Source organism: Pseudovibrio ascidiaceicola (genome assembly GCF_900114245.1).
In the GTDB taxonomy this organism is placed as follows: domain Bacteria; phylum Pseudomonadota; class Alphaproteobacteria; order Rhizobiales; family Stappiaceae; genus Pseudovibrio; species Pseudovibrio ascidiaceicola.
Genome location: NZ_FOSK01000016.1, coordinates 32,284 through 49,409, shown reverse-complemented (window position 1 = coordinate 49,409; position 17,126 = coordinate 32,284). Strand labels below are relative to the sequence as shown.

Annotated in this window: 14 protein-coding genes; 3 read left to right on the top strand and 11 right to left on the bottom strand. The window is 53.4% G+C overall.

The window, feature by feature from the left end:
• Nucleotides 1–61 precede the first annotated feature (61 nt).
• Complete coding sequence (locus BM231_RS23285) at nt 62–433, top strand: response regulator (protein ID WP_093523371.1); 372 nt, start codon at nt 62–64, stop codon at nt 431–433.
• Nucleotides 434–1,419: 986 nt separating this feature from the next.
• On the opposite strand, the gene rpmG is transcribed toward BM231_RS23285, so the two are convergent.
• The 6 genes from rpmG to topA all read right to left on the bottom strand — a co-directional run bounded on the left by rpmG (nt 1,420) and on the right by topA (nt 9,592).
• Nucleotides 1,420–1,587, bottom strand: coding sequence for a 50S ribosomal protein L33 (gene rpmG, locus BM231_RS23280; RefSeq protein ID WP_008552972.1), 168 nt, complete (start codon nt 1,585–1,587; stop codon nt 1,420–1,422).
• A gap of 163 nt (nt 1,588–1,750) precedes the next feature.
• A complete protein-coding gene (locus BM231_RS23275; protein ID WP_093523370.1) occupies nt 1,751–2,932 on the bottom strand; it encodes an MFS transporter in 1,182 nt (393 codons plus the stop codon).
• Nucleotides 2,933–3,157: 225 nt separating this feature from the next.
• Entirely contained in the window at nt 3,158–3,919 is a 762-nt protein-coding gene (locus BM231_RS23270; RefSeq protein WP_093523369.1) for an NUDIX hydrolase, read from the bottom strand.
• A 3-nt stretch (nt 3,920–3,922) separates the two neighbouring features.
• Nucleotides 3,923–4,339, bottom strand: a complete 417-nt coding sequence (locus BM231_RS23265) for a DUF983 domain-containing protein (protein WP_093523368.1) — start codon at nt 4,337–4,339, stop codon at nt 3,923–3,925.
• A gap of 48 nt (nt 4,340–4,387) precedes the next feature.
• The gene (rnr, locus tag BM231_RS23260; RefSeq protein WP_093523367.1) at nt 4,388–6,655 is read right to left on the bottom strand and encodes a ribonuclease R; all 2,268 of its coding nucleotides are present in this window, start codon (nt 6,653–6,655) and stop codon (nt 4,388–4,390) included.
• A 141-nt stretch (nt 6,656–6,796) separates the two neighbouring features.
• Nucleotides 6,797–9,592: a type I DNA topoisomerase gene (topA, locus tag BM231_RS23255; protein WP_093523366.1), complete on the bottom strand. Its 2,796-nt coding sequence runs from the start codon at nt 9,590–9,592 to the stop codon at nt 6,797–6,799.
• Nucleotides 9,593–9,884: 292 nt separating this feature from the next.
• On the opposite strand from topA, the gene BM231_RS26995 reads away from it, so the two are divergent.
• On the top strand, nt 9,885–10,115 hold the full coding sequence (locus BM231_RS26995; RefSeq protein WP_159437994.1) for a hypothetical protein: 231 nt from the start codon (nt 9,885–9,887) through the stop codon (nt 10,113–10,115).
• Nucleotides 10,116–10,127: 12 nt separating this feature from the next.
• On the opposite strand, the gene dprA is transcribed toward BM231_RS26995, so the two are convergent.
• From dprA to BM231_RS23235, 4 genes are all read right to left on the bottom strand, one after another.
• A complete protein-coding gene (dprA, locus tag BM231_RS23250; RefSeq protein WP_093523365.1) occupies nt 10,128–11,321 on the bottom strand; it encodes a DNA-processing protein DprA in 1,194 nt (397 codons plus the stop codon).
• Between the two features lie 5 nt (nt 11,322–11,326).
• A complete protein-coding gene (gene plsY / locus BM231_RS23245; RefSeq protein WP_093523363.1) occupies nt 11,327–11,944 on the bottom strand; it encodes a glycerol-3-phosphate 1-O-acyltransferase PlsY in 618 nt (205 codons plus the stop codon).
• 126 nt (nt 11,945–12,070) lie between these two features.
• Nucleotides 12,071–13,375, bottom strand: coding sequence for a dihydroorotase (locus BM231_RS23240; protein WP_093523362.1), 1,305 nt, complete (start codon nt 13,373–13,375; stop codon nt 12,071–12,073).
• Between the two features lie 11 nt (nt 13,376–13,386).
• On the bottom strand, nt 13,387–14,346 hold the full coding sequence (locus tag BM231_RS23235; RefSeq protein WP_082827010.1) for an aspartate carbamoyltransferase catalytic subunit: 960 nt from the start codon (nt 14,344–14,346) through the stop codon (nt 13,387–13,389).
• 134 nt (nt 14,347–14,480) lie between these two features.
• On the opposite strand from BM231_RS23235, the gene BM231_RS23230 reads away from it, so the two are divergent.
• Nucleotides 14,481–16,136, top strand: a complete 1,656-nt coding sequence (locus tag BM231_RS23230) for an acyl-CoA dehydrogenase family protein (protein ID WP_093523361.1) — start codon at nt 14,481–14,483, stop codon at nt 16,134–16,136.
• Here the strand turns inward: BM231_RS23230 and BM231_RS23225 are convergent.
• Nucleotides 16,121–17,059 carry an AEC family transporter gene (locus tag BM231_RS23225; protein ID WP_093523360.1) on the bottom strand — a complete coding sequence of 313 codons (939 nt, stop codon included), beginning with the start codon at nt 17,057–17,059 and terminating at the stop codon, nt 16,121–16,123. The two genes, BM231_RS23230 and BM231_RS23225, sit on opposite strands and share 16 nt — an antisense overlap.
• Nucleotides 17,060–17,126: the final 67 nt, after the last annotated feature.

Sequence of the window (17,126 nt, the reverse complement as noted above, 5' to 3'; positions counted from 1 at the left end):
ACCACACCTTTATTTATGGCTAAACCATTTTTGGGGCGGCATTCTGTGCAGGACTGAACTGATGCAAAAGACCGTGCTGATTGTTGAAGACAACGAACTCAACATGAAGCTGTTTAACGATCTGCTTGAAGCTCATGGATACGCGACCTTGCAATCTCGCAATGGCATGGAAGCGCTTGAGCTCGCTCGTGCACATAAACCGGATCTGATCCTGATGGATATCCAGCTGCCTGAAGTTTCAGGGCTTGAAGTGACCAAATGGATCAAAGAGGATGATGACTTAAAGGTCATTCCTGTGATTGCGGTGACAGCTTTTGCCATGAAGGGAGATGAGGAGCGCATTCGTCAGGGCGGATGTGAGGCCTACATTTCCAAGCCGATCTCTGTTGGCAACTTCCTGGAGACGGTCTCAGGGTTCCTGAAGGACACATAATACAACCGTGATTAGTTGTGATTGTGGTTAATTGGTAAATTGTGTTCAGCTAGAAGTTGTGGGTTTGCCAAACCTCAGAAAGCAAAGCTTTAGTAATCTGTTTGATCTTACCAGTTTTCATTGAGTGAAAGACTCTCATCAAAAGTCGTAGGTCTTTGAAACTAGATGAAATCACCGAGTGAGTCTTGCGGGGACTGTTGGGTTTCTGTGCGTATGCCTCTTGATAATCGGCGGTTTCTTTCCTTTTGTTGTGTATAGGTGAAGAATCCCCTCCATTTTCAGGAGCGCAATTACCTTAAAGCTTTACTAAAGTCGTAAATGTTGCGATGGTGATATACGATATCATCTGCTTCATGAAATTATTGACTGCGAAATTGCAGTATTGGCCTTTGGTTGATTGAAAAAGTCCCGGCAATACTGCTTCATAGTTTCCCTACGGAGCGCTCAGGTCCGCCGCATCTCCTGGGTCCGTGGGGTTGGCCGGCGAGTAAGCGGGTTCTGAGTGGCCTCCTCGTGTCATCCGGTTCTCGCCGGCCACCACTTCTTCCAAATCTCTAAGGGTTGACGCTCGCAAGCATGTGCTGGCGCTGTTTGCGCTGGATTCTGTGCGTCTATGCCAGAGTTGGTGTGTGGAGAGGTTGCCTGAGGCGTGTAATTGGTGTGATGAGTCATTCAGTCTGGGCAGTTTTCTTATGTGTCAAAGTGATCGTGATGGTCAGTTCTCATTGAATTTGAAACGGAATTGACCGTGTTGAGGGGACTATACTCAGTCCATTTCCTCTTGTGTGAGGAAATGTTGTCTACCCCTGACAATTGAGTGGTTCAGGCTCGCAGACGAGTTGTCATCGGAGGGTTAGTTAGCGATTCTTACTTGCGTTTGAGTGCTGAAGGCGAGTGCTGTGAGGGTGCGCTCATGAGTATGCATACAAAAAAGGCGCTTGCAGACTGCAAACGCCTTTTTTTGAAAATTCAGATGAAGCCAAGACTTACTTGATCTTGGTTTCCTTGAACTCAACGTGCTTCTTTACGACTGGGTCGTATTTACGCTTCACCATTTTTTCGGTCATGGTGCGGGAGTTCTTTTTAGTCACGTAGAAGTAGCCGGTGTCCGCAGTGGACTGCAGCTTGATCTTAATGGTGGTCGCCTTGGCCATCGCTAAGGATCCTGTCTGTTTTCGGCCTTTTTAAGAAGTGGCCGGTTGTTTAGTTTGTCCCGGTGGCACCCTCACACCTTCGCTTCGGGTAGGGTGCGCTTCCGGGGAAACTTTGGGAATTCAGCGCGCACATTACTAATCACAGGGCTAAAGTCAAGATGCATTAGGGCGCTGAGCCGAGTCTTGTCCCCCTTATCAGGCATATAATTACATATGCGCCCAAGAATCCTGCAAATACCAGTGGTAGTCCGTCCGCACCCCACGCGGAAAGAGCAAGTCCGGTGCTGGCAGGACCCACCAACTGGCCAATGGAATACATGAGAACGAAGGCCGCATTGGCGGAGGCCAGATTGGCCCCATCAAAGCGTGCGCCAAGGTGTGTGAGGCCAACTGTATAGAGCCCGGCCACGACGCCGCCCCAGACAAAGAGAAGAGCGCAGATGCCATAAAAACTGCCGGAGAGTGGGATCATAAGCAGTGCGCCGATGACGCCAAAGGCTCCGCAATAGATTAGGAGATGACGGCGGTTCATGCGATCAGAGAGCATACCCAGTGGGATCTGCAGCACCATGTTGCCGGCAGCCATTGCAGAGACGAGCAGGGTTCCGGTTTGCGCCGTCAGGCCGATCTTGAGACCAAACAATGGAAGCAGGGAGATGCCGGATTGTTCCACAGCTCCGAAGACAAATCCGGCGAATGTGGCAGCTGGAGCTATCCACAAAAATGCATAGAGCTTTGAGGTTGCTTCGCTTTCGATTCTCGGTGCAGCGTTGAAGCCAATCAGTACTGGTAAGGCTGCAATAACGATGCCCGCGCCTGCCAGCAGGAATGGGAGCGCACCTATTGTGCCAGCAAATGCAAGTACCAGAGGCCCTGAAGCAAAGCCCAGTGCCAGCACAGTGGCGTAAACGCCCATGAGGAAGCCTCTGTGCTTTGAAGGTGCCAGTGCGTTGATCCAGAACTCGGAGAGAATGAAAGCCGACGTTGTTGCGCCGTGGAACAATAGGCGGAGCGGGAACCATGCCCAGAAGTTTTCGAGGACAAAGAAGAAGGGTAGGGAGAAACCTGCGACCAACAGGCTGATCAGAAGCGCCTGAGGCGTGCCCAGTCTGCGTGCGAGATAGGGCCCGACCGGAGTGGCAACAATGGAGGCAACGCCGGAGAATGCGGTGTTGATGCCGATCCAGGTGTCGCTGACACCGCGATACTCGAGCGTGAGTGCAAGCAGTGGCAGGCTTGCTGACAGGGAGAGGCCAACAGCTGTAATAGCTGCGATGGCCGCAATGATGCCGCGAACCTGTTTCGGTGAGAGGGAGTTGGCTAAGGCGCCCGATGTCTGAAGCATTTACACAACTGCGTTTCAAGCTCGTTATGAGCAAGTGTTTTTGTCCGTGTTGCGCTCATATACGTTCACGCATCACGTTCTAAAACTGTGTTTTCATGCGCGTTCTTGTCCGAAAACCAGATCTGGTTTCGGGGATACGCTCTAAATGCTTCTATCAGGAAAAGTGCAAGGCGCAACACATAGTATCGTAGCGATATATGTTTGTTGCGCCTTGGGTAATCAGAACTAAATTTCTTCGCGCGCGAAGCCGTCATTCTTCCAGTAGTAGTACGGCACGGGGCCATCTGGAGAAAGATCCGGGTCTTTGGCAAGACGGTTTTCAAGATCTGTCAGGACCGCCAGTGTGATGCGTGGCAGGTCCAGCTCTTTGCACTGCTCAATTGGCAGCCACTGGAGCTCTTCCAGCTCTTCTGTTGGTCCAATGCCGGTTTCCAGCTTGTGTGCAATCTGGTCCGCCCATACGGCGAAGAAACGTGCATCAAAGCGTCGTGTTCTGCCTGGAGGGGTGATTGCGCGGGCCACGTAGCGAAGTGGCTCCAGATCCGGCAGGATGCCCAGCTCGTCAAAAGCTTCAAAACCCGGGCCAGCTGGTTCGCTTGGGCCTTCGGTTTTGGTGCCAACAAACAGGCCTGCTTCCTCGTAGGTTTCGCGAATGGCAGCAATTGCCAATGCACGCAGGCGGCTTTCTGTCTTGATCTGCTTTTTGTCGTAGTTGAGCTTGGCGAGCACATCCGGATGATAGTCGCGCACATATCTTACACGGCTGTCTTCAGAATCGACACGGCCACCTGGGAACACGAATTTGCCAGGCATGAACTTATGCGCCATGTGGCGCTTGCCCATCAACAGATGCAGGGAGCCATCGTCCTTGCGATCCAGAATAAGCAGTGTGGAGGCGTCTTTTGGCCTCAAAGGCTGAGCGGCCGGGTTGTTGTTTTCTTCCGCTCGCTCAACTTTGACTTCTTTTGTCAGGTCTTCCGTGGACATTCCTTACCTCTGATTGGCGCGTGTTGGGCCAAAACTAGGTGCTTTGCCGGCAGTTGCAAAGCCATCCATACGTAGTGCCCATTGCAAACCAACCAAAGCGCCTTTGATTGGGCGCAGGAGAGTCAGAGACATGATGATGGTCAAAGGCAGCCAGACAGCCATGTGTAGCCACATAGGCGGCACGTAGGCCATCTCTACCCACATGGCCAGCGCAACGACGACGTGACCAACGATAAAGATTGTGAAATAGGGCGGAGCATCATCTGCGCGGTGGTGGTGAAGTTCTTCACCACATTTGTCGCAGGATTGTTTCACGCTCAAGTAACCGTCGAAGACAGAGCCAATGCCACAGGAAGGGCATTTGCAGCGCATGCCGCGCAGCACCGCTTCTCCGGTATTCCGATCTTGATGGGTATTCATTTATACCTGCCTTTTCCGTCCCGTAAATGCAGGGGAGCGCACGTTTTTTTATGTGCGCTTCCGCTTATTTCCGTTTTTTGACCGGCGTAAACCTTTTGGCTTGCTGTTGTTTCTTGCTTGCCAACCCTTGTGCTTAGCAACCCGTCCCGCTGCCTCGCCCTTGGATTTGCCTTTTGTGAGCATTTCAAACCGTAAAGAGCCCGCAAATGGGGCGGCTTCCACCAGTTTGACCTGCACTGCGTCACCAAGTTGGTAGGTTTCACCAGTTGCTCTGCCCACAAGGGCATGAGCCGATTCTACATATTCGTAGTAATCCATACCAATGGTAGATGCAGGAATGAAGCCATCTGCGCCATTTTGTAGCAGTTTGACGAACAGGCCAGATTTGGTCACTCCGGCAATTCGCCCAGGAAATTCAGCACCAATTCTCTCGCAAAGGTACAGGGCAATCAGACGGTCGATGGTTTCGCGTTCAGCCAGCATTGCCCGTCGTTCTGCCGCAGAAATGTCAGCTGCGATGGCAGGTAGCTTCTCTTCGATGCCGTATGGCAGGCCATCATCCCCAAGGCCGAGTGCCCGAATGAGCGCGCGATGCACTATCAAATCTGCGTAGCGGCGAATAGGGGATGTGAAGTGTGCATAACGTCGGAGGTTCAATCCGAAATGTCCGATGTTCTCGGCATTGTACTCTGCTTGTGCCTGTGAACGCAGCACGACCTCTGACACCATGGTTGCGCTTGCGGTGTCTTTGAATTTGTCGAGAATGTTGTTGAACACAGAAGGACGCAGGCCGCCAATGTGAGGCAGCTTGACGTCCAGCGTGGAGAGGAAATCTCTCAGATTCTCCAGCTTTTCCGGCGTTGAGGCATCGTGCACACGGTAGAGCAGGGCAGAGTTGCGCTTCTCAAGCTCTTCTGCGGCTGCGACGTTTGCCTGGATCATGCACTCTTCGATGAGTTTGTGCGCATCCAATCGGTCTGGGACGACGATCTGATCAACCGTGCCGTCTTCTTTGAGCAGAATGCGGCGTTCCGGGATGTCGAGTTCCAGCGGTTGGCGTTTGTCGCGGCCCCGTTTCAAAATCTCGTAGGCTGCCCACAGCGGTTCAAGAACCGGTTCCAACAAAGGACCGGTTTTGTCGTCTGTTACTCCTTCAATGGCTTTCTGGGCCTGTTGATAGGAGAGTTTGGCAGCGCTGCGCATGATGACGCGGTGGAACGAGTGAGAGGTTTTCTTACCGTTCTTATCAAAGACCATCCGTGTTGCCATGGAAGGGCGGTCTTCGTTCTCGCGCAAGGAACACAGATTGTTGGAGATGCGCTCAGGCAGCATCGGGATTACACGGTCCGGGAAGTAGACCGAGTTGCCGCGTAGCAGTGCTTCCTTGTCCATCGGAGAGCCGGGAGTGATATAAGCTGCCACGTCTGCAATTGCGACGTAAACGATGCAGCCGCCTTCATTCTCCGGGCTATTGTCCAGCTGAGCATAGACCGCATCGTCGTGGTCTTTTGCAGTTGCTGGATCGATGGTGATGAGCGGGATGTCGCGCCAATCTTCGCGGCCTTTGTGGCCAACAGGCTTGATGTTTTCCGATTCAGCAATCACGGCTCCAGGGAATTCGTTGCGAATGCCCTGTGTGTGCAATGCGATTTCGGAGACAGCCATTTCCGAAGTGGTAGACCCAAAGCGTTTGACGATGCGGCCACGCGGTGTGCCGTATCGCCCGACTTTGTGGACTTCGATCTTTACCAGATCACCATCTTCAGATTCCATCAGCTCGCGTGGATCCAGGTCGACAGCGCGCTGTTTGCGGTCAACTGGTTCCAGAGTTGCTGCTTTGGTTGCCTTGTTGATGCGCAGGATGCCGAGGATATCGGTGTCCTGGTTCTCCAGACGCTTCATCACGCGCACGACGTGCTTGGCTTCGGGAGATCCATCCTGATCGTCCAGAAGTTTCACAAGGGCGCGGTCGCCGATGCCTGGAACGGGGTTGAACTTGTTTTTGTTCTTTTGCGACAAAACGAGGACGTTTGGTGGTTCTCCATGCTCTTCATCCCAGTTCATCGGGATGCCGAGGAGCTCACCGTCAGCAGTTCTGCTCGTGATTTTTACAACAAAGACAGGAGGAAGATCGCCTGGACGCAACATGCGTTTCCGGCGTTTTTCGAGGTGACCGGCCTCGGTCAAATCTCTTAGCATTCGTTTGAGGGGGATGCGCGCTGCGCCGACGATACCAAAATGGCGGGCGATTTCGCGTTTACCAGCTTTGCCGGGATTGTCGGCAATAAACTTCAGAATGTCTTCACGGGATGGCATTTCTGCCGGTCCCTTATGTCTTTTTTCAGTGGCCTTTTTTCGGCTCAATGTATCTCATCCAGTGCGGCTTTTATGCCGCGAAAAGGGGCTCCCGATGGTCGGAAGCCCTTATGTTTCGTTGTCCGGAGAGTAACGGGGATCTTAATCCTTCTTCGCGTTGATCAGCTCGATTGCCTGTTCGCGGGTTACCGTCTCCGGGTCTGTTCCTTTTGGCAGGGAGGTGAACTCCTTGCCCCATTTGATCCGAACGCCGAGGCGGCCACTGTCGCGCAGCTCCATCGCTCCACCATCCGGATGATCGCCAAGTTCTTTCAGTGCCCCTTTGGGCGCTGCTTTCTTGGCGGTTGTTTTCTTTGCAGCTGCCTTTTTGGCAGGCGCTTTCTTCTTACCTTTTGTTGCTGCCTTGGCGTTTACAAGCTCTGTTGCCTGTTCCAGCGTGACAGCTTCTGGTGCAACGTCCTTTGGAAGGGTTGCATTGATCTTTTCCCACTTCACGTAAGGGCCATAACGACCGCTGTATACGTTGATGGCGCCGCCATCGGGGTGGTCACCCAGTTCTTTGAGTGGTTTTGCGGCGGCTCCGCGGCCTCCGCCCTTGGCGCGCTTTTCAGCAAGCAGGGTTACGGCGCGATTGATACCGACGGAGAAGACTTCGTCCGGGCTGTCCAGATTGGCGTAGGTGCCATCATGCAGCACGAATGGTCCGAAACGGCCCAGACCTGCGGAAATGGTCTTGCCATCTTCCGGGTGGGTGCCGACTTCGCGTGGCAGGGAAAGCAGTTGAAGGGCTTTCTCCAGATCCAGATCGGCAGTGCTCCAGCCTCGCGGCAGGGACGAGCGCTTCGGTTTGGCTTCTTCACCTAGCTGTACATATGGGCCGAAACGGCCTGAGCGCAAGGAGACTTCCAATCCTGTTTCCGGATCAATGCCCAGAACCTGTGGTCCGTCTGCCGCTGCGCCCGCATCAGATGCACCGCCTGAGGTGAGTTGACGCGTGTAATCGCAGTGCGGAGGATTTTCGTTTGGTTCCTTGCCGTCTTTTTTGTCTTTGTTGTAGTTGGAACACCCAACAAATGCGCCAAAGCGGGAAACTTTCAACGATAAACGACCGGTTTCACATTTCGGGCATTTGCGTGGATCGGAGCCGTCTTCCTTGTCTGGGAAAACGTGTGCTTTGAGGGTTTCGTTCAGGGCATCCAGCACTTCTGTGTTGGAGCGCTTAATTACCTCATCACAAATTTCGTGGAACGGATTCCAGAAGTCACGCAAGACGGCTTTCCATTCCAGATCGCCAGCTGAGATCTTGTCGAGCTGGTCTTCAAGGCTTGCGGTGAAGTCATACTCCACATAGCGATTGAAGAAGTCTTCAAGGAACGCGATTACCAGACGACCTTTGTCCTGTGGGATCAGGCGTTTCTTGTCCAGATCCACATAACCGCGATCGCGCAGAGTTTGCAGCGTTGCAGCGTAGGTGGATGGGCGACCGATACCCAGCTCTTCCATCTTCTTCACCAGTGTTGCTTCGGTGAAGCGTGGTGGAGGCTCTGTGAAGTGTTGGTTGGCTTCAATGCCTTTACGACCGAGGCTGTCGCCCTTCGTCATTGCTGGCAGGCGCTTGCTTTCCTCATCTTCCTCATCATCTTTACCTTCCTGATAAAGGGTGAGGAAGCCGTCGAAACGAACAACAGAGCCAGATGCGCGCAGGGCAGCTTTCTTGGCACCGTTTGCGGCCTCGATATCAACAGTGGTGCGTTCCAGAACGGCAGATTCCATCTGGGAGGCGATGGTTCGCTTCCAGACCAGCTCATAAAGGCGTGCGCCATCCTCGTCGAGGAACTTTGCCATGTCGCGTGGGTGACGGGACAAGTCAGTCGGGCGGATCGCTTCGTGCGCTTCCTGAGCGTTTTTTGCTTTGGATGTATATACGCGCGGCTTTTCAGGGACGTATTCATCCCCATAGCGGGAGCCAATGACACTGCGCGCGCTTTGAATTGCTTCTGGAGCGATCTGCACGCCATCGGTACGCATATAGGTGATCAAACCAGTGGTCTCACCGCCGATATTGGCACCTTCATAAAGTTTTTGCGCAACCTGCATGGTGCGTGCCGCTGCAAAGCCGAGCTTACGAGAAGCTTCCTGCTGAAGGGTAGAGGTGGTGAATGGCGCATATGGATTGCGCCGTTGTGGCTTGCTCTCAACATTGCTTACAGAGAAGCTCGCACCCTCAAGCATTTGCTTGATTGCTGTGGCTTCTTGCTCGTTCTTTATGTCGAGGCGAGTAATCTTCTGGCCGTCAAAATTGGTGATGCGCGCCTGAACTGGTGCATTTTCCGGTGTGTTGAGGTTTGCCAGAATGGACCAGTATTCCTGAGAGAGGAATGTCTCGATCTCATTTTCACGCTGACACACAAGACGCAGTGCAACGGATTGCACGCGGCCTGCGGAGCGGGCACCTGGAAGTTTGCGCCACAGAACCGGAGAGAGTGTAAAGCCTACGAGGTAATCGAGGGCACGACGCGCCAGATAAGCGTCTACAAGCGGCACATCCAGTTCGCGCGGATTTTTCATCGCTTCCAGAATGGAATTTTTGGTGATCGCGTTGAATACCACGCGCTCGACCTTCTTATCCTTCAGGACGCGTTTCTTTTTCAGAACTTCCAAGACGTGCCAAGAAATGGCCTCACCTTCGCGGTCAGGGTCAGTTGCGAGAATAAGGCGGTCAGCCTCCTTCACCGCGCTGGCGATATCCGACAGGCGCTTTTGAGATTTGGAATCTACAGACCAGGACATGGCAAAGTCGTCGTCCGGCAGAACGGAGCCATCCTTGGGAGGCAAATCGCGCACATGGCCGTAGGACGCCAGAACGATGTAGTCCTTGCCCAGATATTTGTTGATGGTCTTGGCTTTCGCCGGTGATTCCACAATGACTACGTTCATTGATTTCCTGGCTTTCGCGTAAATCTCGTCTTGGAATTGATAAATCAAAAACCGTTTTATGAGTCGAACCGACACAATCTCGGATGACTTCGCGGCTGTCAAATGGCCTTTTCAGATCAATTGGTCAAGAGCGGAAAAGCCACTCCCTTAATTTTCCTTGGGTCATATTTTGGTTGCGCTTGCTAATTTATGCAACCTAAGGTAATGGCTTTACCTGCTGTAACCCTCAGATTGCAAAGCGCTTTTTGCCATCTGAGGCTTGTGTCATGGTTGCATAAGAAGGTTAAAAAGCTTGCGTAATTACCCGTTGCCGAAAAATGACAGAACAATCGAAACACGTGATGTAGCAGAGTACTGCGCCAAAATGTGTCGTGAATTGAGTGACATGGCGCGATCGCAGAGGCTCGACCTACTGGGATATTTGCTGGTTCTGGCTCAAAAGGAAGCGGAAGCTCAATCCGGTGGATTACCGGATCCTGAAAGGGTTGAGGACTTGAATACAGAAACGAGCGAAACCGACTAAGACACAAAATTGTCACGCTCTGCCAGAATGTATCAAAGACAGCTTGTTGGGTTTGTGCCGTTCCAGGCGTCCGGCCAGTTCGATCTCCAGAAGGATGAGCTGAAGCGTTTGTAAGGTGACCCCCGTAAATCGCAGGAGTTCATCCTGATCTATGGGTGTTTCACTCAATGCATCGATGACGGCCTGTCTGTCCTGTTCTTTGGCATTGAGTGGGTTTGAGGTCTCGTCTACATCTGCCTGATCCTGTGCTGGCCAGCTTATGGCAGGTTCATCAATCCCCTGATGAAGTGGTAGCGACATGGAAATTTTAGGTTCCATGATCTCCAGAATATCGTCAGTGGATTGAATGAGCGCAGCGCCTTGCTGGATAAGTTTGTTGGCGCCGACTGACCGGGGATCCAAAGGAGATCCCGGGACAGCCAATATCTCTCGATTTTGCTCCAGCGCATATCGGGCGGTGTGCAGAGATCCTGACTTTTCGGCAGCCTCAATTAAGATAACACCCAATGACATTCCCGAGATTAAGCGATTGCGGCGGGGAAAATCACGGGCTCTTGGGTTCCAGCCCATGGGCATTTCGCTGATGGCGGCTCCGTTGGCTGCGATCATCTTTGCAAAAAGCTCCATATTTTCTTTTGGGTAGATGGTGTCTATGCCACCGGCAAAGGCAGCAATGGTTCCAGATGCGAGAGCGGCCTGATGCGCTGCGCTGTCGATGCCCCGTGCCAGACCTGAGATGATTGTGAAACCTTCTGCTGAGAGGTCTCCTGCTAGCTTTGTTGCGAACTTTGCTCCAGCGACCGAGCAATTGCGGGCGCCGATGATCGCAAGCGTCTTTTGCGTGCCGGTAAGCTCTTGCTGCAATGGCTCTCTGGCCCGGACTGCGAGCAGGGGTGGCGGTGCATCAATGTGTCTGAGAAGGGGCGGATAGGCGGGCTCGCCCATGGCTACGAGGCGTGCGCCCATTTTATAAAGGGAAGCCAGCTCGGCTTCCGCTTTGTCCATAGAAAAAAGGCGATAAGTTTTCTTACCGCCTCTTCGGGATAGCTCTGGCAGGGCATCAAGTGCTGCTTGTGCTGAGCCGAAATGATTGAAGAGCTCGCGGAATGTTCTTGGGCCGACATTCTCAGAGCGGATAAGACGAAGCCACGCAAGCCGTTGGGTGTCACTTAGGTGTGGTGCCCGGCTTTTGGTGGCTGTCTCCATTTAAATCATCCCTTGGAACCGATCTTGCTTTCCTTGCCTTTCAGCAGGCGGGCAATGTTCTCGTGATGTTTTGCCCATAGCAATATGCTGAGTAATCCCATCATTTGCGCAATTTGCCACTGATCGAAAGCCAGCAGAATAAAGGGAGTGACAAGACTTGCTACCAGTGCTGACAGGGATGAGAACTTGGTGATGTAGGCAGTGGCAATCCAGATGGCGATGAAGATGATGCCTACTGGCCAGAAGATGCCGAGCAGGATGCCGATGTAGGTGGCAACACCTTTGCCGCCCTTGAACTTGAGCCAGACCGGGAAAAGGTGACCAAGGAATGCACCTAGACCTGCGATCAATGCTGCTTCACCGCCCATGTAAAGAGCAACAAGAACAACGGCTGCTGTGCCTTTGAGCGCATCGCACAGCAAAGTGAGGGCAGCGAGTTTCTTGCTTCCGGTGCGTAGTACATTGGTGGTGCCAATGTTGCCGGACCCGATGTTCCGGATATCGCCGTGGCCTGCCATTTTTGTAAAGAGCAAGCCAAACGGAATGGAGCCTAATAGATAGCCAAAGGCCAATGCAGCCAGATAATAGGGTAAATCAAGGGACCAGCTGATTGGATCAGGCACGGGTGTTCTCCAGTAGTTGAATATTAAAGCAGTATGCCTGTCCTCGCGGATGAGCATACTGCTTTAAAACTTTATCGTATCGCGTGCATTGTGCCAAAGCCTCGTGGGCTTGTTCAGAGCTACACGTTAAATTGCGTCGTGATCTAGGATGCTGCCTGCAACGATGGTTGTCAAAACCCGTCCTGTCAAAGTTTCGTCCTCGAAAGGCGTGTTCTTTGAGCGGGAGCGGATTTTATCTTTTTCTACGATCCATGGTTTTTGCGGGTCGAACACGATCAGGTCTGCCGGAGCGCCTTTTGAGAGGCGGCCAGCAGGAAGACCAAGACGGTCCGCTGGATTGCAGGTCATTGTTGCAAGCAGTTTGGAAAGTGAGATGTCCTCATTCAGAACGAGGCGCATTCCAGCTCCAAGCATTGTTTCAAGCCCTAAAGCACCATCTTCGGCTTCTGCAAAGGGGTGACGCTTAGTTTCCACATCTTGTGGGTTGTGATCGGACATAATGATGTCGATTGTGCCGTCTGCCAGCGCTTTGACCATTGCTTGACGATCATCTTCTGTGCGCAGCGGCGGCGACATCTTATGGAAGGTCCGGTACGGGCCGATGTCGTTTTCGTTGAGCGTGAGATGATTGATGGAGATGCCTGCGGTGACATTAAGCCCGTCGTTCTTCGCTTTCTGGATAGCTTCTGCGCTTTGCGGGCAGGAGATCAGACGCGCGTGGTACTTGCCTTTTGCCATAGCGACGAGGCGCATATCACGTTCGATTGCGACGAACTCAGCTTCACGCGGGATACCGCCCAGACCGAGCCATGAGGCCCGTAGGCCTGCGTTCATGACGCCAGAGCCTGCCAGATCCTTGTCTTGTGCCTGATGAACAACCAGTGCGTCGAAGTCACGGGCGTAGGTCAACAGGCGTACCAGAACGGAAGAGTTGGTGATTGGCAGTCTGTCGTTGGAAAAGGCGATGGCGCCTGCTTCTTTGAGCAGACCAATTTCGCTCATGTCCTTGCCAGCCAGGCCCTTGGTGAGAGCAGCCATTGGGTGGACGTTGACAATGGCTGTATCGCGGGCGCGGCGGAGCATGAAGTCCACCAGTGCAGGGTCATCAATCACGGGGTCCGTGTTAGGGCTGGTGAGGATGGTGGTTACACCGCCAACGGCTGCTGCGCGGCTGGCGCTTTCCAGCGTTTCGCGGTGTTCTGCGCCGGGTTCGCCTACGCTGACGCCCATGTCTATAAGGCCGGGTGCGACGACAGCGCCGTGGCAGTCAACGGTCTTTGCTCCATCTGGGGCACCCTGATTGAGGGCCTCTGCACCAGCGGCGAGGATGGTGCCGTCCTGTACAATCACTGCACCTGCTTCATCAACATTGTTTGCTGGGTCGATGATGCGGGCGTTTGTCAGGACCAGCGGGTTTACATTCTTGTACATGCGCGTGTCCTCTAGTGGTTGTCGGGAAGGTTTTGAGCAAGTGCTTCAAGCACTGCCATGCGAATGGCAACGCCCATCTCTACTTGCTCACGGATCAGGCTTTGTGGACCATCCGCGACTTCTGCTGAGATCTCAACACCGCGGTTCATTGGGCCGGGGTGCATGACCAGAGCATCAGGTTTGGCATAGGAGAGTTTTTCCGAGTCCAGACCGTGGTAACGGAAATACTCACGAACAGAAGGTACAAACGCACCGCTCATACGCTCGCGTTGCAAACGCAGCATCATGACGATGTCGCAGCCCTTTAGTCCTTCGCGCATGTCTGTGAATACTTCGACGCCCATACTATGAATACCAGAGGGCAGTAGTGTAGAGGGAGCTATGACACGCACGCGGGCTCCCATATTGGAGAGAAGGATGATGTTGGAGCGTGCGACGCGGGAATGGCGGATGTCGCCGCAAATGGCTACTGTCAGGCCGCCGAGGGTTCCTTTGTGGCGGCGGATGGTTAAGGCATCCAACAGAGCCTGTGTTGGGTGTTCGTGAGGGCCGTCGCCGGCGTTGACGACCGCGCAGCCGACTTTGCGGGCCAGCAGGTGGACAGCACCAGCGGCGTGGTGGCGAACGACCAGCAAATCAGGGCGCATGGCGTTCAGGGTTGCTGCTGTGTCGATCAGGGTTTCACCCTTTTTCACCGAAGAGGTGGAGACCGACATGTTCATCACATCCGCGCCCAGGCGCTTGCCTGCAAGCTCAAAAGAAGATTGGGTGCGGGTGGAAGCCTCAAAGAAGAGGTTGATTTGCGTTCGCCCACGCAGAACAGCTTTCTGCTTTTCTACCTGTCTGGAGACTTCGACGGCTTCGTCGGCAAGGTCCAAAAGGTAATTAATGTGGGGAGGCTGCAATCCCTCGATACCGAGGAGATGGCGATGCGGGAACGCTGAGGATCGATGTGTGGTTTTCTTGCTCATCGAAGACCCTTCTATAGGCAGAAACACCGAGTTCGTAAAGAGCTCAACAGATGTATAGTTTTTATTGTGCAAATCGCAGTTGCAACGTGCGCGCTAACCTATCAAAATCGCTGGGGCAACTCGCGGGAGGAAAAATGGATAAAGTTTCACAAGCCACTATGACGACAGGGGTAATTAATCAGGCCCCGCCATATTGTGGGTATAACCTTGCCGAGAGTGATCCAATTCTCCTTGCTGATCTGGGTGGCACGGGCTCCAACGATTCTGCACGGGAGGAGCTTATCAAGTTTGGTGAGCAGTGTGGAGCCGCAGATGCACTGGATCTGGGTAGATTGGCAAATGTTAATGAACCGGTGCTGAAAACACACGATCCGTATGGTCGCCGTCTGGATGTTGTTGAATTTCACCCGTCCTATCACGCGCTGATGCGCCGCTCGTTTGAAGCTGGCCTGCATAGCGCGTCCGTTGAGTCCATGGAACCGGGTGGTGAGCGTGCGTTTTATAATCGTGCGCGCAAGTATTTCGTGATGAGCCAGGTGGAAGGTGGGCACCTTTGCCCCGTGACCATGACCAACGCGTCTGCCATGGCCCTTACTCAGGCGCCTGAGCTTGCCAAGGTTTGGAATGAGCGCATCCTGAGCCGCAAGTATGATCAGCGTTTCCGCCCTGCCAGCCAGAAGATGGGTGCAAGCCTTGGCATGGGCATGACGGAGAAGCAAGGTGGGTCCGACTTGCGTCAGATCATCACTCGCGCTGAAAAAGTTTCTGACGACACTTATGTGATCAATGGTCATAAGTGGTTCTTCTCTGCGCCAATGTGTGATGCGTTCCTCGTGCTGGCCAAGTTGGAAGAGGGCCCAACCTGTTTCCTCGTGCCGCGTATCTTGGAAACCGGTGAAGTGAATGGTCTGGATTTCCAGCGCCTGAAGAACAAGCTGGGTAACAAGTCCAACGCTTCTTCCGAGGTTGAGTTTAACAATGCTGTTGGCTTCCTTGTTGGGGAAGTGGGTAAGGGCATCAAGACCATTTTGAAAATGGTGACGCCGACCCGTGTGGACTGTTGTATCGGGTCTTCTGCCCTGATGCGGGCCGCGATTTCCAGAGCTGTGCACCACACCTCCAACCGCAGTGCATTTGGTGCTCGTCTTATCGAGAAGCCACTGATGCAGCGGGTTCTTGCGGATATGTCTTTGGACATGGCTGCAAGTGAGGCACTGGCGCTGAAACTGTCGCACTGTATGGATCTGGAAGGTGAAGACAGCCAAGCTGCTGACTTCCTGCGGATCATCACGCCTGCTGCGAAATACTGGATCTGTAAGAGTGCAGAGAACGTTGCAGCTGAGGCGATGGAGTGTCTGGGTGGTAACGGGTATGTGGAAGACCACGACATGGCTCGTATCTATCGCGAAGCCCCAGTCAACAGCATCTGGGAAGGCTCAGGCAACATCATGGCGCTGGACCTGCTGCGTGCCATGCATCGCACTCCAGACAGCTTCATGAATGTGCTTGGCATGCTGGAAGCTGATCTTGGTCCTGCGGGCAAGGTGTCTGTTGAAGTGTTGCAGGCTGCTGCGCGGACGTGTCTGGAAGATGAGGGCGGTGCGCGGTTGCTGACGGAACAGCTGGCGATCACAGCTGCGGCTGCGGCGCTGAAGGAAGTTGCTCCTCCAGCGATTGCCAATGCGTTTATTGAGACCCGTATGGCAGGCCAGTGGCGTTCAAGCTATGGCATGCTGGATGCTCGCTATGATGCCAAGGGCATTTTGGAGTGGCTTTACCCAATCAAGTAAGCCACGACCACTAACCACGTCGGAATAGTGATTGCGGCGGCGACTGTCTGAAGGGTCAGAATTTCGGCCATCAATTTGGCGTCGCCGCCCATTTTTCTTGCCAGAACAAAGCTTGCACCTGCTGCTGGAACAGAGAACACCAGCGTGACGATGGTTGCCGAGATTTCGTCAAGCCCAAGTGCAAGTGCGAAACTCAAGGCAATGCCCGGTGCAAGTACGTTGCGTAAAAGCAGAGCTGATGTGAGCGCTGGGCCCGGGCGACGTAACGCTCCCAAATCCAAAGCTGCACCGACGCACAGAACTGCGATTGGCAGGGCGGCACTTCCCAAAAATGTCAGATAGTTTGCAATAACTTCCGGGATATAACCACCAGACGCGTTGATGAGGCCACCTGCTGCAACGCTGATGATGAAGGGGTTCTTTATCAGCTCTTTTGCAAGCGTCTTTGGTGAGGGGACAGAGCCTCCTGCATAGATCGACAATACAATCACGCAGAGCAGGTTTGCTGCCGGGATCATGATTGCCATGATGACCGCCACCAGCGCTACACCTTCCTCTCCAAAACTATTGGCTGCAATCGCCATGGCAACAAAGCCATTCCAGCGTACAACGCCCTGAAAGATTGACGTGAAGCGTGGACCTTCGATCGCAAACTTCTGTTTTAGAAATGGCTGTAAGGTGAGGCAGAGAATGGCCAGAAGCGAGAATGTCCCCAGTACCGATATGGTAATTTCCATAACGGGCATTGCCGAGAAATCTGAGGTGCCCACGTTGATCAGGATGATCGCGGGGAAGAGAACCCAATAGGCGAGATCTTCCATGCCGCTCCATCGTTCTCTTGGGATGAGATTGCGATGACGGAGGAACCATCCTGTGGCTGTGAGGAGCAAGACAGAGATGATGGCTGACAGGGCAGAGAACATGCGTGTGCTTTTCAGGCTGTTGCACAGACAGGAAAGTGTCTTTGCAAGTGGATGGACAAAGTGCGCA

Coding starts and splice junctions, on each gene's coding strand:
- BM231_RS23230 (WP_093523361.1), top strand. CDS start 14,481: ATGGATAAAGTTTCACAAGCCACTATGACGACAGGGGTAATTAATCAG.
- dprA (WP_093523365.1), bottom strand. CDS start 11,321: ATGGAGACAGCCACCAAAAGCCGGGCACCACACCTAAGTGACACCCAA.
- BM231_RS23240 (WP_093523362.1), bottom strand. CDS start 13,375: ATGTACAAGAATGTAAACCCGCTGGTCCTGACAAACGCCCGCATCATC.
- BM231_RS23235 (WP_082827010.1), bottom strand. CDS start 14,346: ATGAGCAAGAAAACCACACATCGATCCTCAGCGTTCCCGCATCGCCAT.
- rpmG (WP_008552972.1), bottom strand. CDS start 1,587: ATGGCCAAGGCGACCACCATTAAGATCAAGCTGCAGTCCACTGCGGAC.
- rnr (WP_093523367.1), bottom strand. CDS start 6,655: ATGCCATCCCGTGAAGACATTCTGAAGTTTATTGCCGACAATCCCGGC.
- BM231_RS23275 (WP_093523370.1), bottom strand. CDS start 2,932: ATGCTTCAGACATCGGGCGCCTTAGCCAACTCCCTCTCACCGAAACAG.
- topA (WP_093523366.1), bottom strand. CDS start 9,592: ATGAACGTAGTCATTGTGGAATCACCGGCGAAAGCCAAGACCATCAAC.
- BM231_RS23270 (WP_093523369.1), bottom strand. CDS start 3,919: ATGTCCACGGAAGACCTGACAAAAGAAGTCAAAGTTGAGCGAGCGGAA.
- BM231_RS23285 (WP_093523371.1), top strand. CDS start 62: ATGCAAAAGACCGTGCTGATTGTTGAAGACAACGAACTCAACATGAAG.
- BM231_RS23225 (WP_093523360.1), bottom strand. CDS start 17,059: ATGTTCTCTGCCCTGTCAGCCATCATCTCTGTCTTGCTCCTCACAGCC.
- BM231_RS23265 (WP_093523368.1), bottom strand. CDS start 4,339: ATGAATACCCATCAAGATCGGAATACCGGAGAAGCGGTGCTGCGCGGC.